Origin of the sequence: Nitrospina gracilis Nb-211, from assembly GCF_021845525.1 — a bacterium.
In the GTDB taxonomy this organism is placed as follows: Bacteria; Nitrospinota; Nitrospinia; order Nitrospinales; family Nitrospinaceae; genus Nitrospina; species Nitrospina gracilis_A.
This window is the reverse complement of sequence record NZ_JAKJKD010000001.1, coordinates 993,186-1,012,237: the sequence shown is the minus strand read 5'-3', so window position 1 is coordinate 1,012,237 and position 19,052 is coordinate 993,186. Positions and strand designations below refer to the sequence as shown.

16 protein-coding genes are annotated in these 19,052 nt (G+C 58.3%); 6 read left to right on the top strand and 10 right to left on the bottom strand.

Annotation, left to right across the window (positions count from 1 at the left end; all coding sequences use genetic code 11):
- Window positions 1–21: 21 nt before the first annotated feature.
- From sufU to J2S31_RS04720, 6 genes are all read right to left on the bottom strand, one after another.
- On the bottom strand, window positions 22–477 hold the full coding sequence (gene sufU, locus J2S31_RS04745) for a Fe-S cluster assembly sulfur transfer protein SufU (RefSeq protein ID WP_237097917.1): 456 nt from the start codon (window positions 475–477) through the stop codon (window positions 22–24).
- A 110-nt stretch (window positions 478–587) separates the two neighbouring features.
- The gene (locus J2S31_RS04740; protein ID WP_237097916.1) at window positions 588–1,841 is read right to left on the bottom strand and encodes a cysteine desulfurase; all 1,254 of its coding nucleotides are present in this window, start codon (window positions 1,839–1,841) and stop codon (window positions 588–590) included.
- Complete coding sequence (gene sufD / locus J2S31_RS04735; RefSeq protein ID WP_237097915.1) at window positions 1,834–3,150, bottom strand: Fe-S cluster assembly protein SufD; 1,317 nt, start codon at window positions 3,148–3,150, stop codon at window positions 1,834–1,836. Before sufD ends, J2S31_RS04740 begins: the two co-directional genes overlap by 8 nt.
- Before the next feature lie 9 nt (window positions 3,151–3,159).
- Window positions 3,160–3,909 (bottom strand): Fe-S cluster assembly ATPase SufC, encoded by a 750-nt coding sequence (gene sufC, locus J2S31_RS04730; RefSeq protein WP_237097914.1) that lies wholly within the window; start codon window positions 3,907–3,909, stop codon window positions 3,160–3,162.
- Window positions 3,910–4,001: 92 nt separating this feature from the next.
- Window positions 4,002–5,468: a Fe-S cluster assembly protein SufB gene (gene sufB / locus J2S31_RS04725; protein WP_237097913.1), complete on the bottom strand. Its 1,467-nt coding sequence runs from the start codon at window positions 5,466–5,468 to the stop codon at window positions 4,002–4,004.
- Window positions 5,469–5,506: 38 nt separating this feature from the next.
- Complete coding sequence (locus J2S31_RS04720) at window positions 5,507–6,256, bottom strand: NifU family protein (protein WP_237097912.1); 750 nt, start codon at window positions 6,254–6,256, stop codon at window positions 5,507–5,509.
- Between the two features lie 499 nt (window positions 6,257–6,755).
- Between J2S31_RS04720 and moaA the strand changes: the two genes are divergently transcribed.
- The 3 genes from moaA (at window position 6,756) to J2S31_RS04705 (ending at window position 9,194) form a co-directional block, all read left to right on the top strand.
- Window positions 6,756–7,769, top strand: a complete 1,014-nt coding sequence (moaA, locus tag J2S31_RS04715; RefSeq protein ID WP_237097911.1) for a GTP 3',8-cyclase MoaA — start codon at window positions 6,756–6,758, stop codon at window positions 7,767–7,769.
- A gap of 371 nt (window positions 7,770–8,140) precedes the next feature.
- Entirely contained in the window at window positions 8,141–8,947 is an 807-nt protein-coding gene (larE, locus tag J2S31_RS04710; RefSeq protein ID WP_237097910.1) for an ATP-dependent sacrificial sulfur transferase LarE, read from the top strand.
- A 13-nt stretch (window positions 8,948–8,960) separates the two neighbouring features.
- Window positions 8,961–9,194 carry a hypothetical protein gene (locus J2S31_RS04705; protein WP_237097909.1) on the top strand — a complete coding sequence of 78 codons (234 nt, stop codon included), beginning with the start codon at window positions 8,961–8,963 and terminating at the stop codon, window positions 9,192–9,194.
- Window positions 9,195–9,484: 290 nt separating this feature from the next.
- Here J2S31_RS04705 and proC read toward each other — a convergent pair whose 3' ends face one another.
- The 3 genes from proC to J2S31_RS04690 form a co-directional block, all read right to left on the bottom strand.
- Complete coding sequence (proC, locus tag J2S31_RS04700) at window positions 9,485–10,345, bottom strand: pyrroline-5-carboxylate reductase (protein ID WP_237097908.1); 861 nt, start codon at window positions 10,343–10,345, stop codon at window positions 9,485–9,487.
- Between the two features lie 41 nt (window positions 10,346–10,386).
- Window positions 10,387–11,082 (bottom strand): YggS family pyridoxal phosphate-dependent enzyme, encoded by a 696-nt coding sequence (locus J2S31_RS04695; protein WP_237097907.1) that lies wholly within the window; start codon window positions 11,080–11,082, stop codon window positions 10,387–10,389.
- Window positions 11,083–11,225: 143 nt separating this feature from the next.
- Window positions 11,226–11,621 (bottom strand): response regulator, encoded by a 396-nt coding sequence (locus J2S31_RS04690; RefSeq protein WP_237097906.1) that lies wholly within the window; start codon window positions 11,619–11,621, stop codon window positions 11,226–11,228.
- Between the two features lie 325 nt (window positions 11,622–11,946).
- On the opposite strand from J2S31_RS04690, the gene J2S31_RS04685 reads away from it, so the two are divergent.
- A complete protein-coding gene (locus tag J2S31_RS04685; RefSeq protein WP_237097905.1) occupies window positions 11,947–14,352 on the top strand; it encodes a PAS domain-containing sensor histidine kinase in 2,406 nt (801 codons plus the stop codon).
- A gap of 28 nt (window positions 14,353–14,380) precedes the next feature.
- Here the strand turns inward: J2S31_RS04685 and J2S31_RS04680 are convergent, their stop codons facing one another.
- On the bottom strand, window positions 14,381–15,142 hold the full coding sequence (locus J2S31_RS04680) for a SprT-like domain-containing protein (RefSeq protein WP_237097904.1): 762 nt from the start codon (window positions 15,140–15,142) through the stop codon (window positions 14,381–14,383).
- Between the two features lie 175 nt (window positions 15,143–15,317).
- Between J2S31_RS04680 and J2S31_RS04675 the strand changes: the two genes are divergently transcribed.
- Window positions 15,318–16,637, top strand: coding sequence for a hypothetical protein (locus J2S31_RS04675; protein ID WP_237097903.1), 1,320 nt, complete (start codon window positions 15,318–15,320; stop codon window positions 16,635–16,637).
- A gap of 29 nt (window positions 16,638–16,666) precedes the next feature.
- Window positions 16,667–19,015: an endonuclease MutS2 gene (locus J2S31_RS04670; RefSeq protein WP_237097902.1), complete on the top strand. Its 2,349-nt coding sequence runs from the start codon at window positions 16,667–16,669 to the stop codon at window positions 19,013–19,015.
- The last annotated feature ends 37 nt before the right edge of the window (window positions 19,016–19,052 follow it).

Sequence of the window (19,052 nt, the reverse complement as noted above, 5' to 3'; positions counted from 1 at the left end):
GGCCGGGGAATGCTCCCGGTTCTACTCGGTTGTGACGTCGCTGCTTTTGTCCAGCGCGCCCACCATGGAATGCCAGGACAAGCTGGCACACTTGATACGCGAAGGAAACTCGCGGATACCCTTGAACAGCGACAGTTTACCCAGGTGGTTGTCCTTGTGTTCTTCGGGATCGAACTCGCCCAGCACCATGCGGTGGAATTCGTCGAACATCACCTTGGCCTCGTCCACCGTCTTGCCTTTCAGGTTGTGGGTCATGAGCGACGAACTGGCCTTGGAAATGGCGCATCCCGATCCCATGAAACTGATGTCCTGAATGATCCCCTTGTCATCGACAGTGAGGTACACCGTGTAGTCGTCGCCGCACAGCGGATTGAAGCCGTGGCACTGGTGCGTGGCGTTTTGAATTTCCCGGAAGTTGCGGGGTTTTTTATTATGATCCAGGATCACCTGTTGGTACAACTCGTTACTGTAAGACATCCCAAATTACCTTGAATTCGTTATCATAACCAACGGCCGCTCCGCCAAAGAACCGTATGGAGGCGGGCCTTCGTGCAACCACCCATTACGTGCTTCTGCCGGGAGCCGGATTAGGAAAAAATCTTGATTGCCTTGCGGATGCTTTCCGCCAAAAGGTCGAGCTCCTCGAATTTATTATAGAACGAAACCGAGGCGCGCGTCGTGGCCGGCACCTTGAACCGCTGCATGGTCGGCTGGGCGCAGTGATGCCCGCCGCGCACGGCGATGCCGTCCTGATCGAGAAGCGTCACCATGTCATGCGGATGAATCAGGTCGTGGTAAAACGACAGGATGCTGGCCTTGTTCTCCGCCGTGCCGATAATGCGCAGTCCGTCGATGTTCTCCAAAAGGCGCGTGCCGTGTTCCAGCAGTTGATGCTCGTATTCGGCGATCTTGTCGATGCCCACCGCCTGCATGTACTCGATGGCGGCGGCGAGGCCGATGGCCTGGCTGATGGGCGGCGTGCCCGCCTCGAACCGTGACGGCGGTTCGTTGAACGTGGTCTTCTCGAACGTCACCTGCCGGATCATGTCGCCGCCGGTCACGTACGGAGGCATGCTTTTGAGCACGTCCATCTTGCCGTACACCCCGCCGATGCCGGTGGGGCCGTACATCTTGTGGCCGGAGAAGGTATAGAAATCGCAATCCAGCTCGCGCACATTGATGGTCATGTGCGGCGTGCTCTGCGCGCCGTCGATCAACACCACCGCCCCCGCCTTGTGGCCGAGGTCGATGATTTCCTTGATGGGATTGATGGTGCCCAGTGCGTTCGATACGTGGTTGACCGCGACGACCTTCGTTTTCGGGCTGAGCAGTTTTTCATACTCCTCCATGAGGAGCTCGCCCTTGTCGTTGCACGGAATGATTTTGAGCTTCGCGCCTTTTTCCTCGGTGATCATCTGCCACGGCACGATGTTGGCGTGGTGCTCAATCTGCGAAATGATGACCTCGTCGCCTTCGTTCAGGTACTTGCGTCCGTAGCTTTGTGCCACCAGGTTGACCGACTGCGTGGTGCCGCTGGTGAAAATGATCTCGTTGCGGTCCGGGGTGCCCAGCAGGTCCGCCACCTTCTGCCGCGCTTCCTCGTACATGCGCGTCGAACCCTCGCTCATCTTGTATGCGCCGCGGCGCACGGTGCCGTACTCTTCTGAATCGAATTTATGCACCCGCTCGATCACCGCCCACGGTTTCTGCGTGGTGGCGGCGTTGTCCAGGTACACCAGCGGTTTGCCGTGCACCTTCTGCGCGAGAACGGGAAAGTCTTTACGGATTTTATCGACATCCAAAACCGGTTTGGATGACGTCACGGTGCCGGTGTCAGACATTTTCGGCCTCCAGTTTTTTTAACAGGTATTGGTTGAAATCCCGAACCACATCCTCAAACGGAACCGCATCGATGATGCTGGTGACGAAGCTGGTGGTCAGAAGGGATTTGCCCACCGCCTCGGACAAGCCGCGCGTCTTCAGGTAAAACAACTGATTCTCGTCGATTTGCCCGACGGTCGCGCCGTGCGTGCATTTCACGTCATCGGCGAAAATCATCAGGTTCGGTTTGGCATCCGCCTTGCCGTCATCCGACAACATGAGGTTGTTGATCAACTGGTCGGAGTTGGTCAACTGCGCGCCCTTGTTGACGATCACGGTGCCGTCGAAACTGGCGCGGGCCTTGTTGTTGATGACGTTGCGGAAAAACTGGTTGCTGGTGCAGTGCGGAGCTTCGTGGTGAACGCGTACGAAATTGTGCGCCTGTTCCTGGTTTTCCAGAACGGACACGCCGTTCATGTTGAGTTCCGCACCCTCGTCCTTCAGGCGGACTTCGTAATGGTGACGGGTGAGGCGGCTTCCGGAGGAACCGTTGGTGCATACGAAGCGGCTGTTGCGGTGCAACTGCACGCGCGTCTTAGACGCGTGCCACGCCGTGGCGTCGTCCCGCTGAACCTGCCAGTAGGTCAGCCCCGCGTCGGCGTCTACCAGGAAATCCTGAACGGCGTTGACGAAATACCCCGTTCCCTGGCCGATGAACTTCGCCACCAGCTTCAACTCGGCACGCGGTTGCAGTTTCACCAGCAATCGCGGATGGCTGGCAACGGAACCATTGGCCGCGCCCGTGGAAACGTAAAGAACCTGCACCGGCTTTTCGATCACCGCCTTTTCAGCGACGGTCACCACCACGCCGTCTTTCACGAAACCGCTGTTGAGCGCGGCGAACACATCGTTTTCTTCTTCCGCCGTCTCCAGCAAATATTCCTGGATGGCGGCGTCCTGCATGGCTTCAACGAGCGGGGTGAATTTCACTTCCGCTTCCAGCCCGGAGGTGTTGGACAGCGCCGCGTCGTACACGCCATTGACAAACACGATCACCCGGTCTTGGCAGGACGGGTAAATCTCCGCCTGCACCCCCTTGGCGTCGGCGGCCGCGTGGCCGGTCAACTGAAACCGCGTTTCGGTGAGGTCGTGCGTGTTGACGAAGGTGTACATCTCGTGCTTGCGGTGCGGAAACTTCACCGCCTCGAAGCGCCGGATGCCCGACTCGTTGAGCGGTTTGAGTGCAGGGACCGCGTCTTTTAGAAACTCCTTGTGCAGGTCGAGGACCGCCTGCTCGCTTTCACTGATCACATCTACAGTCGTGGACATACCCTCTCCTCACTTCGTGGCGGTGGCGACCCAGTCGTATCCCTGGTTCTCGACCTCGAGCGCCAGTTCCTTGCCACCGGACTTGACGATCTTGCCGTGAGAGAACACGTGCACGTAATGGGGTTCGATGTAGTTCAACAGGCGCTGGTAATGGGTGATCAGGATCAGCGCATTGTCCTTGCTGGTGAGCTTGTTGATGCCGCTGGCTACGGCTTTCAACGCGTCGATATCCAACCCTGAGTCGGTCTCGTCGAGCACGCCCAGCTTCGGCTGGAGCACCGCCATCTGCAGGATCTCGTTTTTCTTTTTCTCACCGCCGGAGAAACCGTCGTTGAGCGCACGGTCCTTGTAGCGCGGGTCCATCGACACCAGCTTCATCTTCTCTTCCAGGAGGTCGTCGAAGTCCAGCGGATCGAGTTCCTCTTCGCCGTTGTGCACACGCTTGGCGTTATACGCCATGCGCAAAAACTCGGCATTGTTGACGCCGGGAATTTCCACCGGATACTGAAATCCGAGAAAGATGCCTTCCAGCGCGCGCTGTTCCGGGTCCATCTCCAGAAGATTCTTGCCTTCAAACGTAACGGTACCCGCCGTCACCTGGTAAGCCGGGTGTCCGGCCAGCACCTTCGACAGTGTGCTTTTGCCCGACCCGTTGGGCCCCATGATGGCGTGAACCTCCCCTTTATTGACCGTCAGGGACACACCCTTGACGATTTCGACGCCTTCGAATCCGGCGTGCAGATCGTTGATCTCAAGCATTAACCTGTTCCTCTCTGATTTTCAAAACAGGCCAGCCAGGCATCGACCCATGGGGCCCTGCCTGGCTGGCCGGTGTTGCCGAATGATGGGACTCAGCCGACGCTGTCTTCCAGCTTCAGGGCCAGGAGCTTTTCCGCCTCGACGGCGAATTCCATGGGAAGCTGTTTGAAGACTTCCTTGCAGAAGCCGTTGATCAGCGCCGAGATGGCGTTCTCGCGGGAAATGCCCCGCTGTTCGAAATAAAACAACTGCTCCTCGCTGATCTTTGAGGTGGACGCCTCGTGCTCCACCTGCACGGAGCTGTTGCCGGTTTCAATATACGGGAACGTGTGCGCACTGCACTTGTCGCCGACCAGCATGCTGTCGCACTGCGTGTAGTTGCGCGCGTTGGTGGCGCCCTTGTTCACCTTCACCAGGCCGCGGTAGCTGTTGCTGGAATGGTCCGCGGAGATGCCCTTGGAGATGATGCTCGACCGGGTGTTCTTGCCGATGTGGATCATCTTCGTGCCCGTATCGGCCTGCATGTGGCCGTTGGTCAGCGCCACGGAGTAGAACTCGCCCTGCGAGTTATCCCCCTGCAGGATGCAACTCGGGTACTTCCAGGTGATGGCGGAACCGGTTTCCACCTGCGTCCAGGAAATCTTCGAGTTTTTGCCCTGGCACTTGCCGCGCTTGGTGACGAAGTTGTAGATGCCGCCCTTGCCCGTTTCCGGGTCGCCGGCGTACCAGTTCTGCACGGTGCTGTACTTGATCTCGGCGTTGTCCAGAGCCACGAGCTCGACCACCGCCGCGTGAAGCTGGTTGGTGTCGAACTGCGGCGCGGTGCACCCTTCCAGGTACGACACGTAGCTGTTGTCCGAGCAGATGATGAGCGTGCGTTCGAACTGCCCCGTCTCCTCCGTGTTGATGCGGAAGTAAGTGGACAACTCCATTGGGCTGATGGTGTCCGGCGGAATGAACACGAACGACCCGTCCGTGAACACGGCGCTGTTGAGCGCGGCGAAATAGTTGTCGCCCACCGGCACAACCGTGCCCAGGTATTCCTCGACCAGTTCCGGATATTCTTTCAGCGCCTCCGAGATGGAGCAGAAGATGATGCCCACTTCCATCAGCTTTTTCTTGTGCGTGGTGGCGACGCTGACGCTGTCGAACACCGCGTCCACGGCCACGTTGGACAGCCGCTTCTGTTCTTCCAGCGGGATGCCCAGCTTTTCGAACGTGCGCAGGATTTCCGGATCGACCTCGTCCAGGCTTTCCAGTTTTTCCTTCTGCTTGGGCGCGGAGTAATAGGACACCGCCTGGTAGTCGATCGGCGGGTAATGCACATTCGGCCACTTGGGCTCTTTCATCTCCAGCCATTTTCTGTAGGCCTTGAGACGGAAGTCGAGCATGAACTCCGGCTCTTCCTTTTTCTTGGAAATGGCCCGGATCACATCCTCGTTCAACCCTTTGGGGAAGGTCTCGGATTCGATCAGCGTCCGCCAGCCGTATTTGTATTCACCCCGGTTCTCGAGGACCTCATCGACGTCCGTGACGTTCCGGGTGGTTTCCTTAGCCATATATCCCAACTCCTTAAGAGACGGATTCTAAAAATTCGCTACATATTCGGGACGACCTGCAGGTCGCCATACAATTCCTGACGGAGGGTCCGTTCGATGAACGACAACGTCGCCCCCAGCGAGGAGCCGCAACTGCCGCAGGCCCCCTGATACTGGACGAGAACCCGCTCGCCGTCAACCACTTCCAATACCTGGATGTTGCCGCCGTCGGACATCAGGGCCGGGCGGACTTTTTCGTCCAGAACCAGCTCGACCTGCTTGATCTGGTCTTCCTCGCTCAAGTCCAGCCATGCCTGTTCCTGCATGGTCAACTCGCGGGCGCTTTTCGGTTTGCCGGCGCCGCTGTCCTTGATGGACGCCGTGGCCTGCGCCACGGCCTTGGCTTCCGGATACTTTTCCTTGATGATCTTGAGCAACTCCGGCACGTTGCCGAAGGCGGTCTTTTTGGACTCCGGCACCGCCGGCTCGTCCGGGTCGTCACGGAGCGCGCGCTCGACGTCCGCCCCCAGAAGGGAACAGGCTTCGTCGATAGTGAGTCCCTTGACCATGGAGCACAACTGCTCACAGATGCCTACGGACACCTTGCCTCCGTAAGCGAAAAACTTGGCGCTGTACACCCGGCCTTCAACCGCATCCACCAGCCAGTACAGCTTCATATCCTTGAATTTGGCTTCCACCAGCGCCATGCCCTTTTCCGTGGCGTCTTCCTGATAAAAGGCACCGCGGTGCTTCGGCTTGGAGGCGGCTTCTTCAAATTTAGTGGAGAATTTTTCTTCGGCGACAGACATTATAAGACTTTGTGTTTTAATCAGTTACCAATGCTTCCCCCGAGGAGGAAACCCTTTTCAGCCCATCTTGTCAGATGGGCCCCATTGTATATCAAATGCCTGTGAAAATCAGGACAATCTTGAGCGGGCAGACCCATCCCCTTACTGGTTAGATGCAATGAGGCTCCTCAGGTTCCTTCCAAAAGCCGGAAATATCCATATTTTTAGGGATTTTTCAGCTTCCGGGCGGCATCCGGGGACACAAGGGATTCAGAGACCCACTCGCCCCCAGCAGGTATTTTTACAGGTGGATGGGAACGTGGTGACAGCCTCCTGCCCTCCCCTTTTTCGGAATCTTCCCACCCCCTGCCGGGAAAGCATTTGGGGTGTACATCGCTTTTTCAAAAAGGGTATAATTCCAGCAAATGAACCTCCGCCTGCAAGACTGGGGGCAAACCTGCCCGGCAAACGGCAATTCGCCGGTAAAACCGGGTGTCACACCGACGTGAGAGGAAGTCCGATGTCCATCTCCGAGAGCCAGAAACGCCCGATTCTGATCGACGGCATGGGCCGCCGCATCGTCAACCTGCGAATTTCCGTCACCGACCGCTGCAACTTCCGCTGTACGTACTGCATGCCGGCGGACAACGTTGAGTTCATGGACCGTTCGCATCTGCTCTCGTTTGAGGAGATCGCCCGCATCGTCGGCGTGGTATCGAAAATGGGCATCTTCCGCCTGCGGCTGACCGGCGGCGAACCGCTTCTGCGCAAGGATCTGCCGGAGCTGGTGCGCATGCTGAGGGCGGTGCCGGGCATCGAAGACATCGCCATGACCACCAACGCCTTCTTCCTGAAACAGCACGCGAAAGCGCTCAGGGAGGCGGGACTGCACCGGCTGAACATCAGCCTGGATGCGCTGGACAAGGACAAATTCACCCACGTCAATCGCCGCGACTGCCTGGAACAGGTGATGGAAGGCATTGACGCCGCGCGCGAAGCGGGTTTTCCGATCAAGATCAACGCCGTCGCCATCCGTAATTTCTCGGAGCCGGAAATCCTGAAGCTGGTCGAGCTCGGACGCTCCGACGGATTTGAGATCCGCTTCATCGAATTCATGCCGCTCGATGCGGACCACATCTGGGAACGCGACAAGGTACTGTTCGGCCACGAAATCCTCGATATCATCCACAAGAAGTTCGAGTTGTCTCCGATCCAGGACTCGCTGGAAATCGGCCCGGCCAGCGAATACGAATTCGCCGACGGCAAGGGCAAGATCGGCATCATCACCGCCGTCAGCAATCCATTCTGTGATTACTGCAACCGCATCCGTATGACCGCCGACGGCAAACTGCGCACCTGCCTGTTCTCCACCAACGAACACAACCTGAAGGAACTGGTGCGCGACAGCAATGCGACCGACGCCGATGTGGAACAACGCATCCGCGCCGCCCTGGTCACTAAGGAGCCGGGCCACAAGATCAATCTGGACGACTTCGAACGCCCTGCCCGCGCCATGCACGCCATCGGCGGCTGACTAGGCCGCGTTACCCCACGGCACCAGACGCAACCCCTCTTCGATCCTGTTTTCTGCAGTTTCTACACGGTCGGCCTCAACCCTTATGGATCGACCGCGTCCATTTTCTCCGCTATTTCCTTGACTTGCAAACCGCTACCCATTTAGGGGTTTCGTACACTTCACCTGCCAATGGAATCAAGCTCTTGCAGGTTCTTTAAAGATTTTCGCGAACTTTATAAAATGAGATCAGCAGCTAACTTCAATCTGGTTTTACCTCCTTCTGAGGATCCGGGAGCTCCCCCCCTGCTCCCGGATCTTTTTTTTGTTCCGGGGACATGGTAAGTTGATATCTGTATTGGCGCTGTTTTGAGCGCACGGACCAACCAGCCATGACCTTACACGACAAGCACAAACGAATGCAGGCGCAGATCGCGGCGCTTCCGGGCGCAGTGGTTGCGTTTTCCGGCGGCGTGGACAGCACACTGGTGCTGGCAATAGCGCACGCCGCTTTGGGCGAGCGTGTGCTTGCCGTCACCGGTCGCTCGCCCAGCGTGCCGGAACGGGAGCTGGAAGCGTCGAAAGAACTTGCCCGGCGCATCGGCGCCCCACACCTGATCCTCGACACGGGCGAAATCCACAATCCCGATTACGCCGCCAACCCTGCCAACCGCTGTTATTTCTGCAAGACGGAGTTGTACGATCATCTGAAACGCATCGCCGCCGAACGCGGCCTGCCGTACATCCTGAACGGCACCAACGCCGACGACCTGGGCGACCATCGACCGGGGCTGGTGGCGGCGGACGAGGCGCGGGTGTTGAGTCCGCTCGCCGATGCGGGCATGAGCAAACAGGACGTGCGGGACCTGTCGCAGAAGCTGGGACTGCCCACATGGGACAAACCGGCGATGGCCTGCCTCGCCTCCCGTGTGCCGTACGGGCAGGAGGTGACGGCGGAAAAACTGTCGATGATCGAACGCGCCGAAGACATCCTGCTCGCCATGGGTCTCAAACAGGTGCGCGTGCGGCATCACGGCGACATCGCGCGCATCGAGGCGCCGCAGGACGACCTGCCGATGCTGTTGGACCCGGAACAGGCACAGGTAATCGAAGCCAAATTCCGCGAAATCGGGTTTCAGTTCGTTACCGTGGACATTCTGGGTTTCCGCTCCGGAAGCCTGAACCAGATGCTTCGCTGAGGAGAGCCCCGCCATGTTTCATTTTGAATTGCGCCCCGAAGTGAAAAAACAGTTGAAGAACCCGGACCTGTTCGTCAAGGGACAGGAGAAGATGTACTGGGGCATCATCCTCGCCATGTCGGCGGTGGTCATCATGCTCATCCTGATGTTCAAGGACCCGGAGAAGGTATTGCATCCGGTATGGCTGATGTTTTTCGGGCTGGGTCTTGCGGGCTGGGGTGAAGTGCAGAAATACCGCGCCAAATAAAAAAAAGCCTTTCAGGGGTTCCCTCTCGTTCCTGAAAGACCTTTCGCCGTCGCGGGGTAGGCCAACCCTGCTTCCTCTTTTTCAATGCCTACCCCGGTTGGCATACAACCGGTCACGATCCCTCTTTTGTCATTCCACCCAGTTGCTCGGGTCTTCTAGCCGAACCGCCGGTTGTATGGAAGGGGGCTTGGCCTCCTTCCATAAGTAATATGGTATCGCGCCGGTCTTCTGTCAATGACCTGCCATGCGAAATACGCAGGCGGAGCGCCGATTTCCGTGACCCGCTTCCGTTATTGAGAATCGTTTCCGTTTTGTTTCTTTTCCGCGTTGCGGCCGAGTTCGATGGACCGTTGCGTCGCCGCTTCCACGGCGTTGATGAGCGTCGTACGAAGGCCGCCTTTTTCCAGCCAGTGCAGACCGGAGATGGTGGTACCGCCGGGCGAACACACCATGTCTTTCAGCTCACCCGGATGACGGCCGCTTTCCTGCGCCAGCTTGGCGGAACCGAGCACCGTCTGCAGGGTGAGGATGTTCGACACGTCGCGCGACAGGCCCATCTTCACCCCCGCGTCCGACAGCGCCTCGATGATCATGAATATGTAAGCCGGGCCGCTTCCGCTCAATCCGGTCACCGCATCCAACTGCGCTTCCGGCACGTCCACCGTACGGCCGACGGCTTCAAAGATGCGGTGCGCGACTTTGAGGTCGCTTTTGCTCACATGATCGCTCGCCGACAACGCCGTGACCCCCGCCTGCACGAGCGCCGGCGTGTTCGGCATGGTACGCACCACACCGACTTTTTTATCCGCCTCCGGGTTCAGCAGGGTTTCGATGGCGTGAATGGGCACGCCCGCGGCGACAGAGATCACCAGCTTTTTCTCATCGATCTGCTCGTGAATGCCCGTGCACACCGCCTTCACCGCCTGCGGTTTGACGGCGAGGATGATGATGTCGTTTTTCTGAACGAGTTCATGGTTGTCCGTGGTGGTTTTGATTTTGAACTCGCGTTTCAGAAACTCCAGGCGTTCGACCACCATGTCCGACGCCATCAAGTTTTTTGCTTCGATGAACGACGCGGACAACAGGCCTTTGATCATGGCCTCCGCCATGTTGCCCCCGCCGATGAACCCGATTCGTTTGTTGGTCAGCACAGCAAGTCACTCCGTTGCATTGCGGAATTGGTCCGGCCTGCTCAGCCGGTGCGTTCACCGAAGATGGCCGTGCCCACACGCACCCAGGTGGCGCCTTCCTCGATGGCAATTTCGAAATCGTGGGACATGCCCATCGACAATTCGTCCAGCGACACGCCGGGAATATTCTGCTTCCGCATGCGGTCGCGCAGGGCACGAAGGTTCGCAAAATGCTTTCGCGCCTCTTCCTCGTCCGGCGTGTACGGCGGAATGGTCATCAATCCTTTCACCGCAATGCCGGACAGCGCTCCGGACCGGCGCAACAGACCTTCGAGATGTTGGGGATCGATGCCGAACTTCGACGCCTCGCCGGAGACGTTGACCTGGATGAGGACGGGGGTGACGACGCCCCGCTTTTCACTTTCAGCGCTCAGTTTTTCGGCCAGCTCCAGGCTGTCCACGGAATGCACCAGGTCGAAACGTCCGACCACATACTTTACTTTATTTTTCTGCAAATGTCCGATGAAATGCCAGCGGCAACCTTCGCTGCCGATCACTTCGATTTTGGGCACCGCTTCCTGCACCTTATTTTCGCCGAATACCTCCGCGCCCGCTTCCTTCGCTTCGCGAATGCGTTCCACCGGTACGGTTTTGCTCACAGCGACGAGATGCACCGACTCCGGGTCGCGCCCGGAACGAAGAGCGGCCTGCGTGATACGCCGGCGAACCGAAGCGAAGTTATCCGTAAGAGAAGTCATTCAACCGGAATCAATGGAGTTCATTGCGAAGGGGGCGGCCCGCATGCGACAACCGCATGCCGTCTAAAATGTAGTCGAAAAAAAAAGGCTTTGCAACCGGGCGGAAGCAAAGCCTCTTTTCCCCCTTGATGGCGGGCAAACGATCAATACTCGAAATCCTTGCCGGCGGCGATCAGTTGATCCACCACCTTGAACAGCCTTTCCTTCTCGACAGGTTTTACCAGGTAGTCCTTGACTCCCTTTCTCATCAAACCGACGGCCAATTCCGTATCCGGGTAACCGGTGATCACCACAATTGGGATTCCCGGGGCGTTTTTCTTGAGATAGTCGATCGCTTCGATGCCGTTGATCTTGGGCATGCGAATGTCGCACAGAATCACGCCGATGTTGACCAGATTGTTTTCAGAATGGAGGACCTTAATGGCTTCCTCCCCGTTTTCCGCTTCCAGCACGTGCAGACCGTGCTGTTCCAGTTGCAGACGAATGACATCCCGGACATCCTGTTCGTCATCAATGACCAAAATTTTTCCGGTAACCATGAGTCCCTCCAGTGAGAAATTGGAATCAATCTCTTCTCCTGTGCGAATGACGGGAGAAAGATGACGGCCGTTGGTTCCCCCTTGCGGCCTTCGAATCGCTAAAAATAAACATAGGACGGGGGTGGGGTTCTGGCCACTTTTTTTGGGGAAAGGATGAAATTTGAAGGGAGGAGCCCTATATTGATTTTAAATTAGAGCGCCCACTCGGTTAACAAATTCTGGTTAAGAAACAAGGAGTTCCGGGTGGAGGCTTCGGTTTCTCCCACGGCAGGCCGCGAGGCCTTTGCCGGTTCCCGGTCAAATTATGAACGTAGCCGGTGTTCCCTTGCCCAAACAACGGGCCCGCGTTCGGTCCGGGCTCAAAAACAAACTGATCGCCATGGTCATCGGGGTGGGCACCATTCCTTTGGTCCTGGCCATGGCGTGGTCGTTTTTCCAGGGCAACGCCTCGCTGACGCAGGTCATTGGCTCCAGCTTCAAAGCGCTGGCCTACGAAACGTCCACCAAGATCGACCTGTTGATCAAGGATGAGTTTCAAAAGATGCGGCATTGGGCGTCGCACCCCACCCTCATCGTCAACGTCAAGGGAAACAACCGCACCACGCCCGAACCCGCCAATTCGTTGAACGACATCACGGCGGCGCCCCTCACCTACAAGGATATCCTGGAAAACGGCGCGAGCCGCGTCCTTCAGAATTTTCTGCGTGACGATCTGAGCGCAGTGGAATCCACTAAAGCTCTGTTTGTCACCGATGCGTCCGGCAACCTGGTCGCCACCATCAACGATTACCCGGATCGCGACAACCGGTCGCGCCGGACCTGGCAGGGTGTGATGATGCAGGGCTTGCCCGAAGCATTCGGCCGACTGCATTACGATCCCAAACTGAAGACCCACCTGTTTGAAATCGCCGTGCCCATCCGCACCCGGGATCGCATGCGCATGGGCGTTCTGCACCGCCTGTATTCCAGCAAACGTTTTTTTTCGCCGTCGATTGAAAACATCCTGTTCGGACAAACCGGGCATGTGATGCTGATCAACTCCAACGGCGTGGTGCTGGATTGCCCCATTCTGCCGACAGGTCACCAGTTGAGCGAGCCTGACCTGGTGTCGCGGGTAACGGGCCCGGAAGCGAGCTGGGCGGAGACCCAAAGCGACGGTCACGGCAGTCACCGCCTGTCCATCATCGGCTACTCGCCTCTGTCTTTCTCCAACAAGATCATCTCCGGCACCAAGGGACCGCGCCTGTACACGTTCGCGTGGCAATCTTCGGAAGAACTGTTCGCACCCACGCAAAAACTCCTGGGCTGGATGGCCGCGGCGGGATTCGTCTCTGTTCTGCTCATCGCGGCGATGGGATCGCTGGCCGCCAACCGCATCGTGCGGCCTATCCGCCAACTTCAAAAAACAGCGGAGTCCATCGGCCGCGGCGAATCGGTGCAACCGCTCCAGATCAAAACCGGAGATGAGATCGAACTGCTGGCGGAAGAAATCAACATCATGAACGCGCTGTTACGCAAGACGTTCACCGGCCTCGAACAACAGGTCGAGGAAAAAAGCCGGGAAGTGATCTACCTGCGCGAATATACGGAAAGCATCCTGATGAGCGTGCCGGAGTCCATTTTGACCTTCGACGCCAGTCTGCGTATCGAATACGCCAATCCCGCATTTGAAAAAATCACGGGGCTCCAACGGCAGAGTTACATCGGCAAACACCTTCAGGAGGTGCCCGTGAAGCACCATGAGGAATGGACCTTCCTGGCCATGGAACTGAAAAACTACAGCACGGGGCAACCGCCCAAGCTCCAGCACACGCCGAACGAAGGTTACCGGGCCAAGGACCCTCTGGCACCCACCGCCTCCCATACGAAAGAATGGCAGCCGACCATCAAGCTGGGTGATCTCTATTTCGCCTACCAGTTCTTCGACATGAAGTTCAAGCAGAAGGATGGACGGCGCATCGGCCTCATCATGAAAAACATCACGGAAGAGAAAAAACTGCTCGAGCAGTTGACCAAGGCAGACAAGCTTTCGGGCTTGGGTACGCTGACGGCGGGCATCGCCCACGAGATGAACAACCCGCTTTACTCCATCATGGGATACACCGAGGCCATCGTGGACCAGGCCACGGAACCAAAGATCAAGACCTATGCGCAGAAAGTGCTGGACCGTTCCCGCCACATGGCAAACGTCATTCTGAACATGTCCGGTTACGCCCGCACCAACGAAAAGGATTCGGATCAGACGGTCAACATCAACGAACGCATCGACGCCGCGCTCGACATCGCCCTGCTGGACTCATATTCGGATGACATCGCGCTCGAAAAACACTATGGGAACCTGCCGAAGCTCAAGGCCAGACCGGAGGAACTGCAACAGGTTTTCCTGAACATTGTGCGCAACGCGGTGCAGGCCATGGAGGGCAAAGGCACCCTCACCATCAAAACCTTCCGGGAAAACGGCAACATCACCATCTCCATCCGCGACACCGGACCGGGCATTCCAGAAGAACACCTTTCGCGCATTTTCGATCCGTTCTTCACCACCAAGGAGCAAGGCTCCGGGACGGGACTGGGGCTCAACATCGTGCATCGGGTGGTTGAGAAATATGGCGGGCGCATCGATGTGAAATCCCAAACCGGCAAGGGGACGACATTCGTCATCCGACTGCCCATTTCACTGGCCTCGACCAATGCACCGCAGGAGTCCGCCCAAGGCGGTCAACCCGCCTGAATCGATTTCAACGAAAAACCGGGAGAATTCATTCGGAAGGGGAAGGGGCGAGCAGTTTGGCCCAGTGCTTCTTTTCCCACTGCATCGCTTCCTTGTAATGCTTGTACTCTTTTTCGCGCGCCTTGAACTCTCTGTGGTGGGTTTTCCACTGCCCATTCTGGCGCACCGGGGGAACGGCCTGGTGGCACATCTCATGAAACACCGTCAACTCCAGCACCGGAATCGGCACGAAGTCCTGCTTGAGACGGGGGTGAATGCGGATCAGCTTCTTCCTGGCGTCGTAGGACCCAAACTTCACCGAACGCCGGTTGGCGATCCTGGTTTCTTTCGACCACTCAATGCCGGCCTCCACCTTGCCTTCAAAATATTCGGCATTCAAACGGTCGAAAATGCCCTGCAAGTCGCGTGGGTCAGCCTCCTCTTTGATTGCGGGCAACGGCTCCAGCGGTTGCAGGATGGATTCTTCCAGCCGCGAGTGGATGACGTCACGGAAGCGGTCGTTCAGGGCATCGCGGCCCAGAAGCTGGTTGAGCAGGGTCCTCTCCAAAGTGGCGGTCACCACTTCCGCTTCCGCCTCGAACAGTCCGAAATAGTTGGCATTGAACATTTCGAGGCGCACCCCTTCCTCCCCCAGGTGCACGTTCACCTGGCCCAGGTACTCAAATCCGCCTTTTCTGATGCGGAACAGAGCGCGGTAGGCGTCGCCGCCGGAAAACCGGCCCTCGCCGAGCACCACGGTGCCGGGTTTGATGGTTGTGGATTGGGATGGGGTGGTTGCGGTGGCGGTCATAGAGCAGGCAAGAGAGCAGGTTGATGAACGGGTTGGACTCCAGTCACTTCCAAATGTTATGAATCTTTGCGTTTAAAATCAACACTTTTTTCCAGTCCTGCCGGGCTTCCCGGCCTTTACTTGCAACCTCGGTTTGTGTCAAGATCAGAGTATGCGAAACGTGTTTTCAGGGCTAGTGATAGCGGCCCTCCTCGCGGCCTGCATGCCGCCGCCGGAGGTGCCGAAGATGGTGACTCCGCCGCCTTACGATATGGAAGGCGATGTGGACCTGTATCTATCCACCAACGATCCGCAGGTCGAACAGCAGGCGCTGGCCCGTCTTGAAAAACAGGGCACCTCGCACGACGTCATCAAGCAATACCTGAAACGGGTTGGACGCGGTTCCGGCGGCGCCCCGGGCCTGCATACGGATCTGGAAATCGCCAACGGCGACCAAACCTATCCTTACGCCCTCTATGTTCCTGAACTGGAGCCCGGACGCGACTACCCCATGATCGTCATCCTGCACGGCATGGGCGGCAGTGGCGACCGCACCATCGAGACCTGGTTGCCGCGCCTTAAAGACGAGGACTTCATTATCCTCTGCCCCACCTACCCTGCCGGCGCCTGGTGGTCCCTGCGCGCGGAAGGGATGGTGATGGACCTCATCCAGACCGTCAAGCGGCGCTATCCCGTGGACCACAACCGCGTGTTTCTGGCGGGGCTGTCCAACGGCGCCATCGGGGCGTACATGACCGGCATGTTTTACCCGGATCACTTCGCGGGCATCGTGCCCATCGCCGGGGCCATCACCGACCGTTACCTGCACTTTCTGGTGAATCTCAAGAACACGCCGGTTTACAGCATCCAGGGCGTGCACGATTCGATTTTTCCGATCCAGTACAGCCGCAGAATCCGTAAGATTCTGAACGATCTCAAGTACCCGCTCGAATACCACGAGCACCGGGAACAGGGATTGGCACACGGCGGGCATTTTCTACCTGACTCGGAGGTGCCGGGGCTCGTTGAATGGTTGAAGACGACGCAACGCGATCCGCATCCCCACATCCTGCGCATGGTGCGCGAGGGAAACCACCTCGACAACATCCACTGGGCGCAGGTGACGCGCGGCGTGCAGATGGCGGCCCTGCAACTGCCGGGGCCGGAAAAAGAAACCATGAACATCCGCGACGGCAAGATCACCACCCTCCTCGCGGTGCATAAGGAGCCCAATCTGTTCGAGATCGTCGCCAAGAACCTGCTCGAGCACGAGGTGTTCCTGAATGCCGATCGCGTGAATTTCGACCAAAAAATTCTGGTGACCTTTCAGGAGTTGATGGAAGAAGACGGTCAGTTCAAGACCGGCCCCCAGCGGGTGAGCTTCCACGAGAAGGTGGAACCGCGGCTGGAAGTCCTGCTCTCCGGTTTCAAACAACGCTGGGACCCGGAGATGCTGTATGACGCCCGCATCCACATCAATCTGGAAGAAAAAGTCCAGTTCGCTTCCCTGCCATGAACCCGAAGGACGCCCCACCGCCTGATATCATGCTGAACCAGTCAATGGCCCTGCTGGGCTGGAGTTGGATTCAGCGGGCGCTCGCCGGGCAGGCGATGTCCTCCCTCACGCGCTCTTTGCTCGAAACCGAATCGCCCGCGAACGATTTCGAAACCGCGCGAACGCGCCTCAACGAAACCGCGGAGATGGTGGCGCTGTTCGACGAGGTGGAATCGCTTCCGCTTCGTGCCTTCTCCGATCTCGATCCCGCTCTCATTTCCGTACGCGAGCGTTTGCTGGTGGAGGCGGACGACTGCCTGCACATTGCGGAATCCCTGCGTCTGGTGCGGGATCTCAAACGTTATCTCGGCAAACGCGAATCGGTACCGCACCTTGCGCCCTACGCATCCCAACTGGAGCCGGTGCCGGAACTCATCCGTGAGATCGAGCGGTGCATCGACGACGACGGCGAGATCAAAGACGACGCCTCGCCGGAGTTGAAGCAAGCCGTGCGCGATGCGGCGCGCGCCCGCGACAACCTGGAATCGACGATGAGCAGGCTGATGTCCGGCTCCTACAAGGACATTTTGCAGGACTCGTATTATACCGAGCGCGATGGCCGGCTGGTTCTGCCGGTGCGCGCGGATGCAAAAGGTCGGCTGGAGGGCATCGTGCACGACACCTCCGCCAGCGGCCAGACGGTGTTCATGGAACCGACGCAGGCGGTGGCGCTCAACAACCAGGTGAAGCTCGCGCGCCTTGCGGTGCAACGCGAACGCCAGCGCGTGCTGGAATCGCTGGCGCTGCAGATCAGGGAACACGCTGACGCGTTGATGTGCAATCAACAGCAGTTGGTGGCGCTGGACGGCATCCACGCCCGCGCCCGCCTCGCCCGGCACATGGACGCGCACCCCTACGCGTTTCATGAAAATGGCCCCCTCACCCTGCATCGCGCACGCAACCCGGAACTGGTGTTGAATGGCACGCGGGTGGTGGCCAACGACATCACGTGGAACCCGGACACGCGCATCGTCATTATTTCCGGACCCAACACCGGCGGCAAAACCGTGACGCTCAAGACCGTGGGTCTGATGGCGTTGATGGCGCGGTGCGGCCTGTTTTTGCCCGTCGGCCCGCGCTCCGAGATGCGCTTTTTCCCGGAAGTGTACGCCGACATCGGCGACGAACAGAACATCGAGCTCAGCCTGTCCACCTTCTCCGGCCACATCAAAAAAATCATCCACATTCTGGAACGGGCGGCGTCGGGCGCGTTGATCCTCCTCGACGAGTTGGGCATCGCCACCGATCCGCAGGAAGGCGCGGCCTTGGCGGAAGCGATCCTGCTGGAGATGAAGGCGCGCAATTTCACGACGATGGTGTCCACGCACTTCCTCGCACTCAAGACGCTGGCGCAGACGCAGGAAGGGTTTCTGAACGCCTGCATGGAGTTCGATCTCGATAAGATGGCGCCGACCTATCGCCTCGTTTTCGGCGTACCGGGCGACAGCGCGGCGCTGGAAACGGCGCAACGGCTCGGCCTGCCGCTAAAAACCATCGAACACGCCCGCAGAATTTACGCGGAAAAAGACCGCCGCGCGGAAGCACTCCTGCAGGACCTCAACCGGCAGAAACTCGACCTTGAAAACGAAAAGGAACGCATCGCCCGCGACCGGGAAACCATCGACACCCTGAAACGCGAACAACAGCGGTTGACCGACGCCCTGCGTGCGCAGGAAAAGGACTACACCCGAACCAAGGCGAAGCGCATCCAGAATTACGTGCACGAAGCGAAGCGGGAGATCCGCCACCTGATCGACGGTGTCCGGAAAAGCCGTGATCTGCCGAAACTGCGCAAGACGGAAAAACAACTGCGGCAACTCGGTCACACGCCGCTGTCGCAGACCGGTCCCGATCGCAATGGATGGGACGTGCCGCCGGACCAGTTGAAAGAGGGCGATGAAATTCTGGTCGAGGACTACAACGCCTGCGGCGTGCTCCTCGAAAGCCCGGAACAGAAAGACCGCGTGCGCGTGCGCCTGGGCAACCTCGTTACGGTGGTGGAAACCAAGCGGCTGAAAGGCCACATCCGCGGCACACCCGCCGCCGCGAAAAACAAAAAAACCGAAACCGTGAAAATCCAAACCGAGTCGCAGTCGCATCCGCGCGGCACGCTGGATTTGCGCGGCATGCGCGTGGAGGAAGCACAGGAAGCGCTGGAGTTGTTCCTGAGCCAGGCGGTGGTCAACAAACTGCCCAAGGTGACGGTGATTCACGGCCACGGCATGGGCAAGATCAAAACGATGGTCCGCGACTACCTGGCGACGAGTGGCATCGGCAAGGACTTCGCTCCTGGCGAGCGCCACGAAGGCGGCGACGGAGCAACCATCGTCACATTTTAGGAGTGGAAGCGAATCTCCACCGGGCACCCGGGCATCC

Coding starts and splice junctions, on each gene's coding strand:
- J2S31_RS04720 (WP_237097912.1), bottom strand. CDS start 6,256: ATGTCTGTCGCCGAAGAAAAATTCTCCACTAAATTTGAAGAAGCCGCC.
- sufB (WP_237097913.1), bottom strand. CDS start 5,468: ATGGCTAAGGAAACCACCCGGAACGTCACGGACGTCGATGAGGTCCTC.
- sufD (WP_237097915.1), bottom strand. CDS start 3,150: ATGTCCACGACTGTAGATGTGATCAGTGAAAGCGAGCAGGCGGTCCTC.
- moaA (WP_237097911.1), top strand. CDS start 6,756: ATGTCCATCTCCGAGAGCCAGAAACGCCCGATTCTGATCGACGGCATG.
- J2S31_RS04705 (WP_237097909.1), top strand. CDS start 8,961: ATGTTTCATTTTGAATTGCGCCCCGAAGTGAAAAAACAGTTGAAGAAC.
- J2S31_RS04740 (WP_237097916.1), bottom strand. CDS start 1,841: ATGTCTGACACCGGCACCGTGACGTCATCCAAACCGGTTTTGGATGTC.
- sufU (WP_237097917.1), bottom strand. CDS start 477: ATGTCTTACAGTAACGAGTTGTACCAACAGGTGATCCTGGATCATAAT.
- J2S31_RS04690 (WP_237097906.1), bottom strand. CDS start 11,621: ATGGTTACCGGAAAAATTTTGGTCATTGATGACGAACAGGATGTCCGG.
- sufC (WP_237097914.1), bottom strand. CDS start 3,909: ATGCTTGAGATCAACGATCTGCACGCCGGATTCGAAGGCGTCGAAATC.
- larE (WP_237097910.1), top strand. CDS start 8,141: ATGACCTTACACGACAAGCACAAACGAATGCAGGCGCAGATCGCGGCG.
- J2S31_RS04670 (WP_237097902.1), top strand. CDS start 16,667: ATGCTGAACCAGTCAATGGCCCTGCTGGGCTGGAGTTGGATTCAGCGG.
- J2S31_RS04680 (WP_237097904.1), bottom strand. CDS start 15,142: ATGACCGCCACCGCAACCACCCCATCCCAATCCACAACCATCAAACCC.
- J2S31_RS04695 (WP_237097907.1), bottom strand. CDS start 11,082: ATGACTTCTCTTACGGATAACTTCGCTTCGGTTCGCCGGCGTATCACG.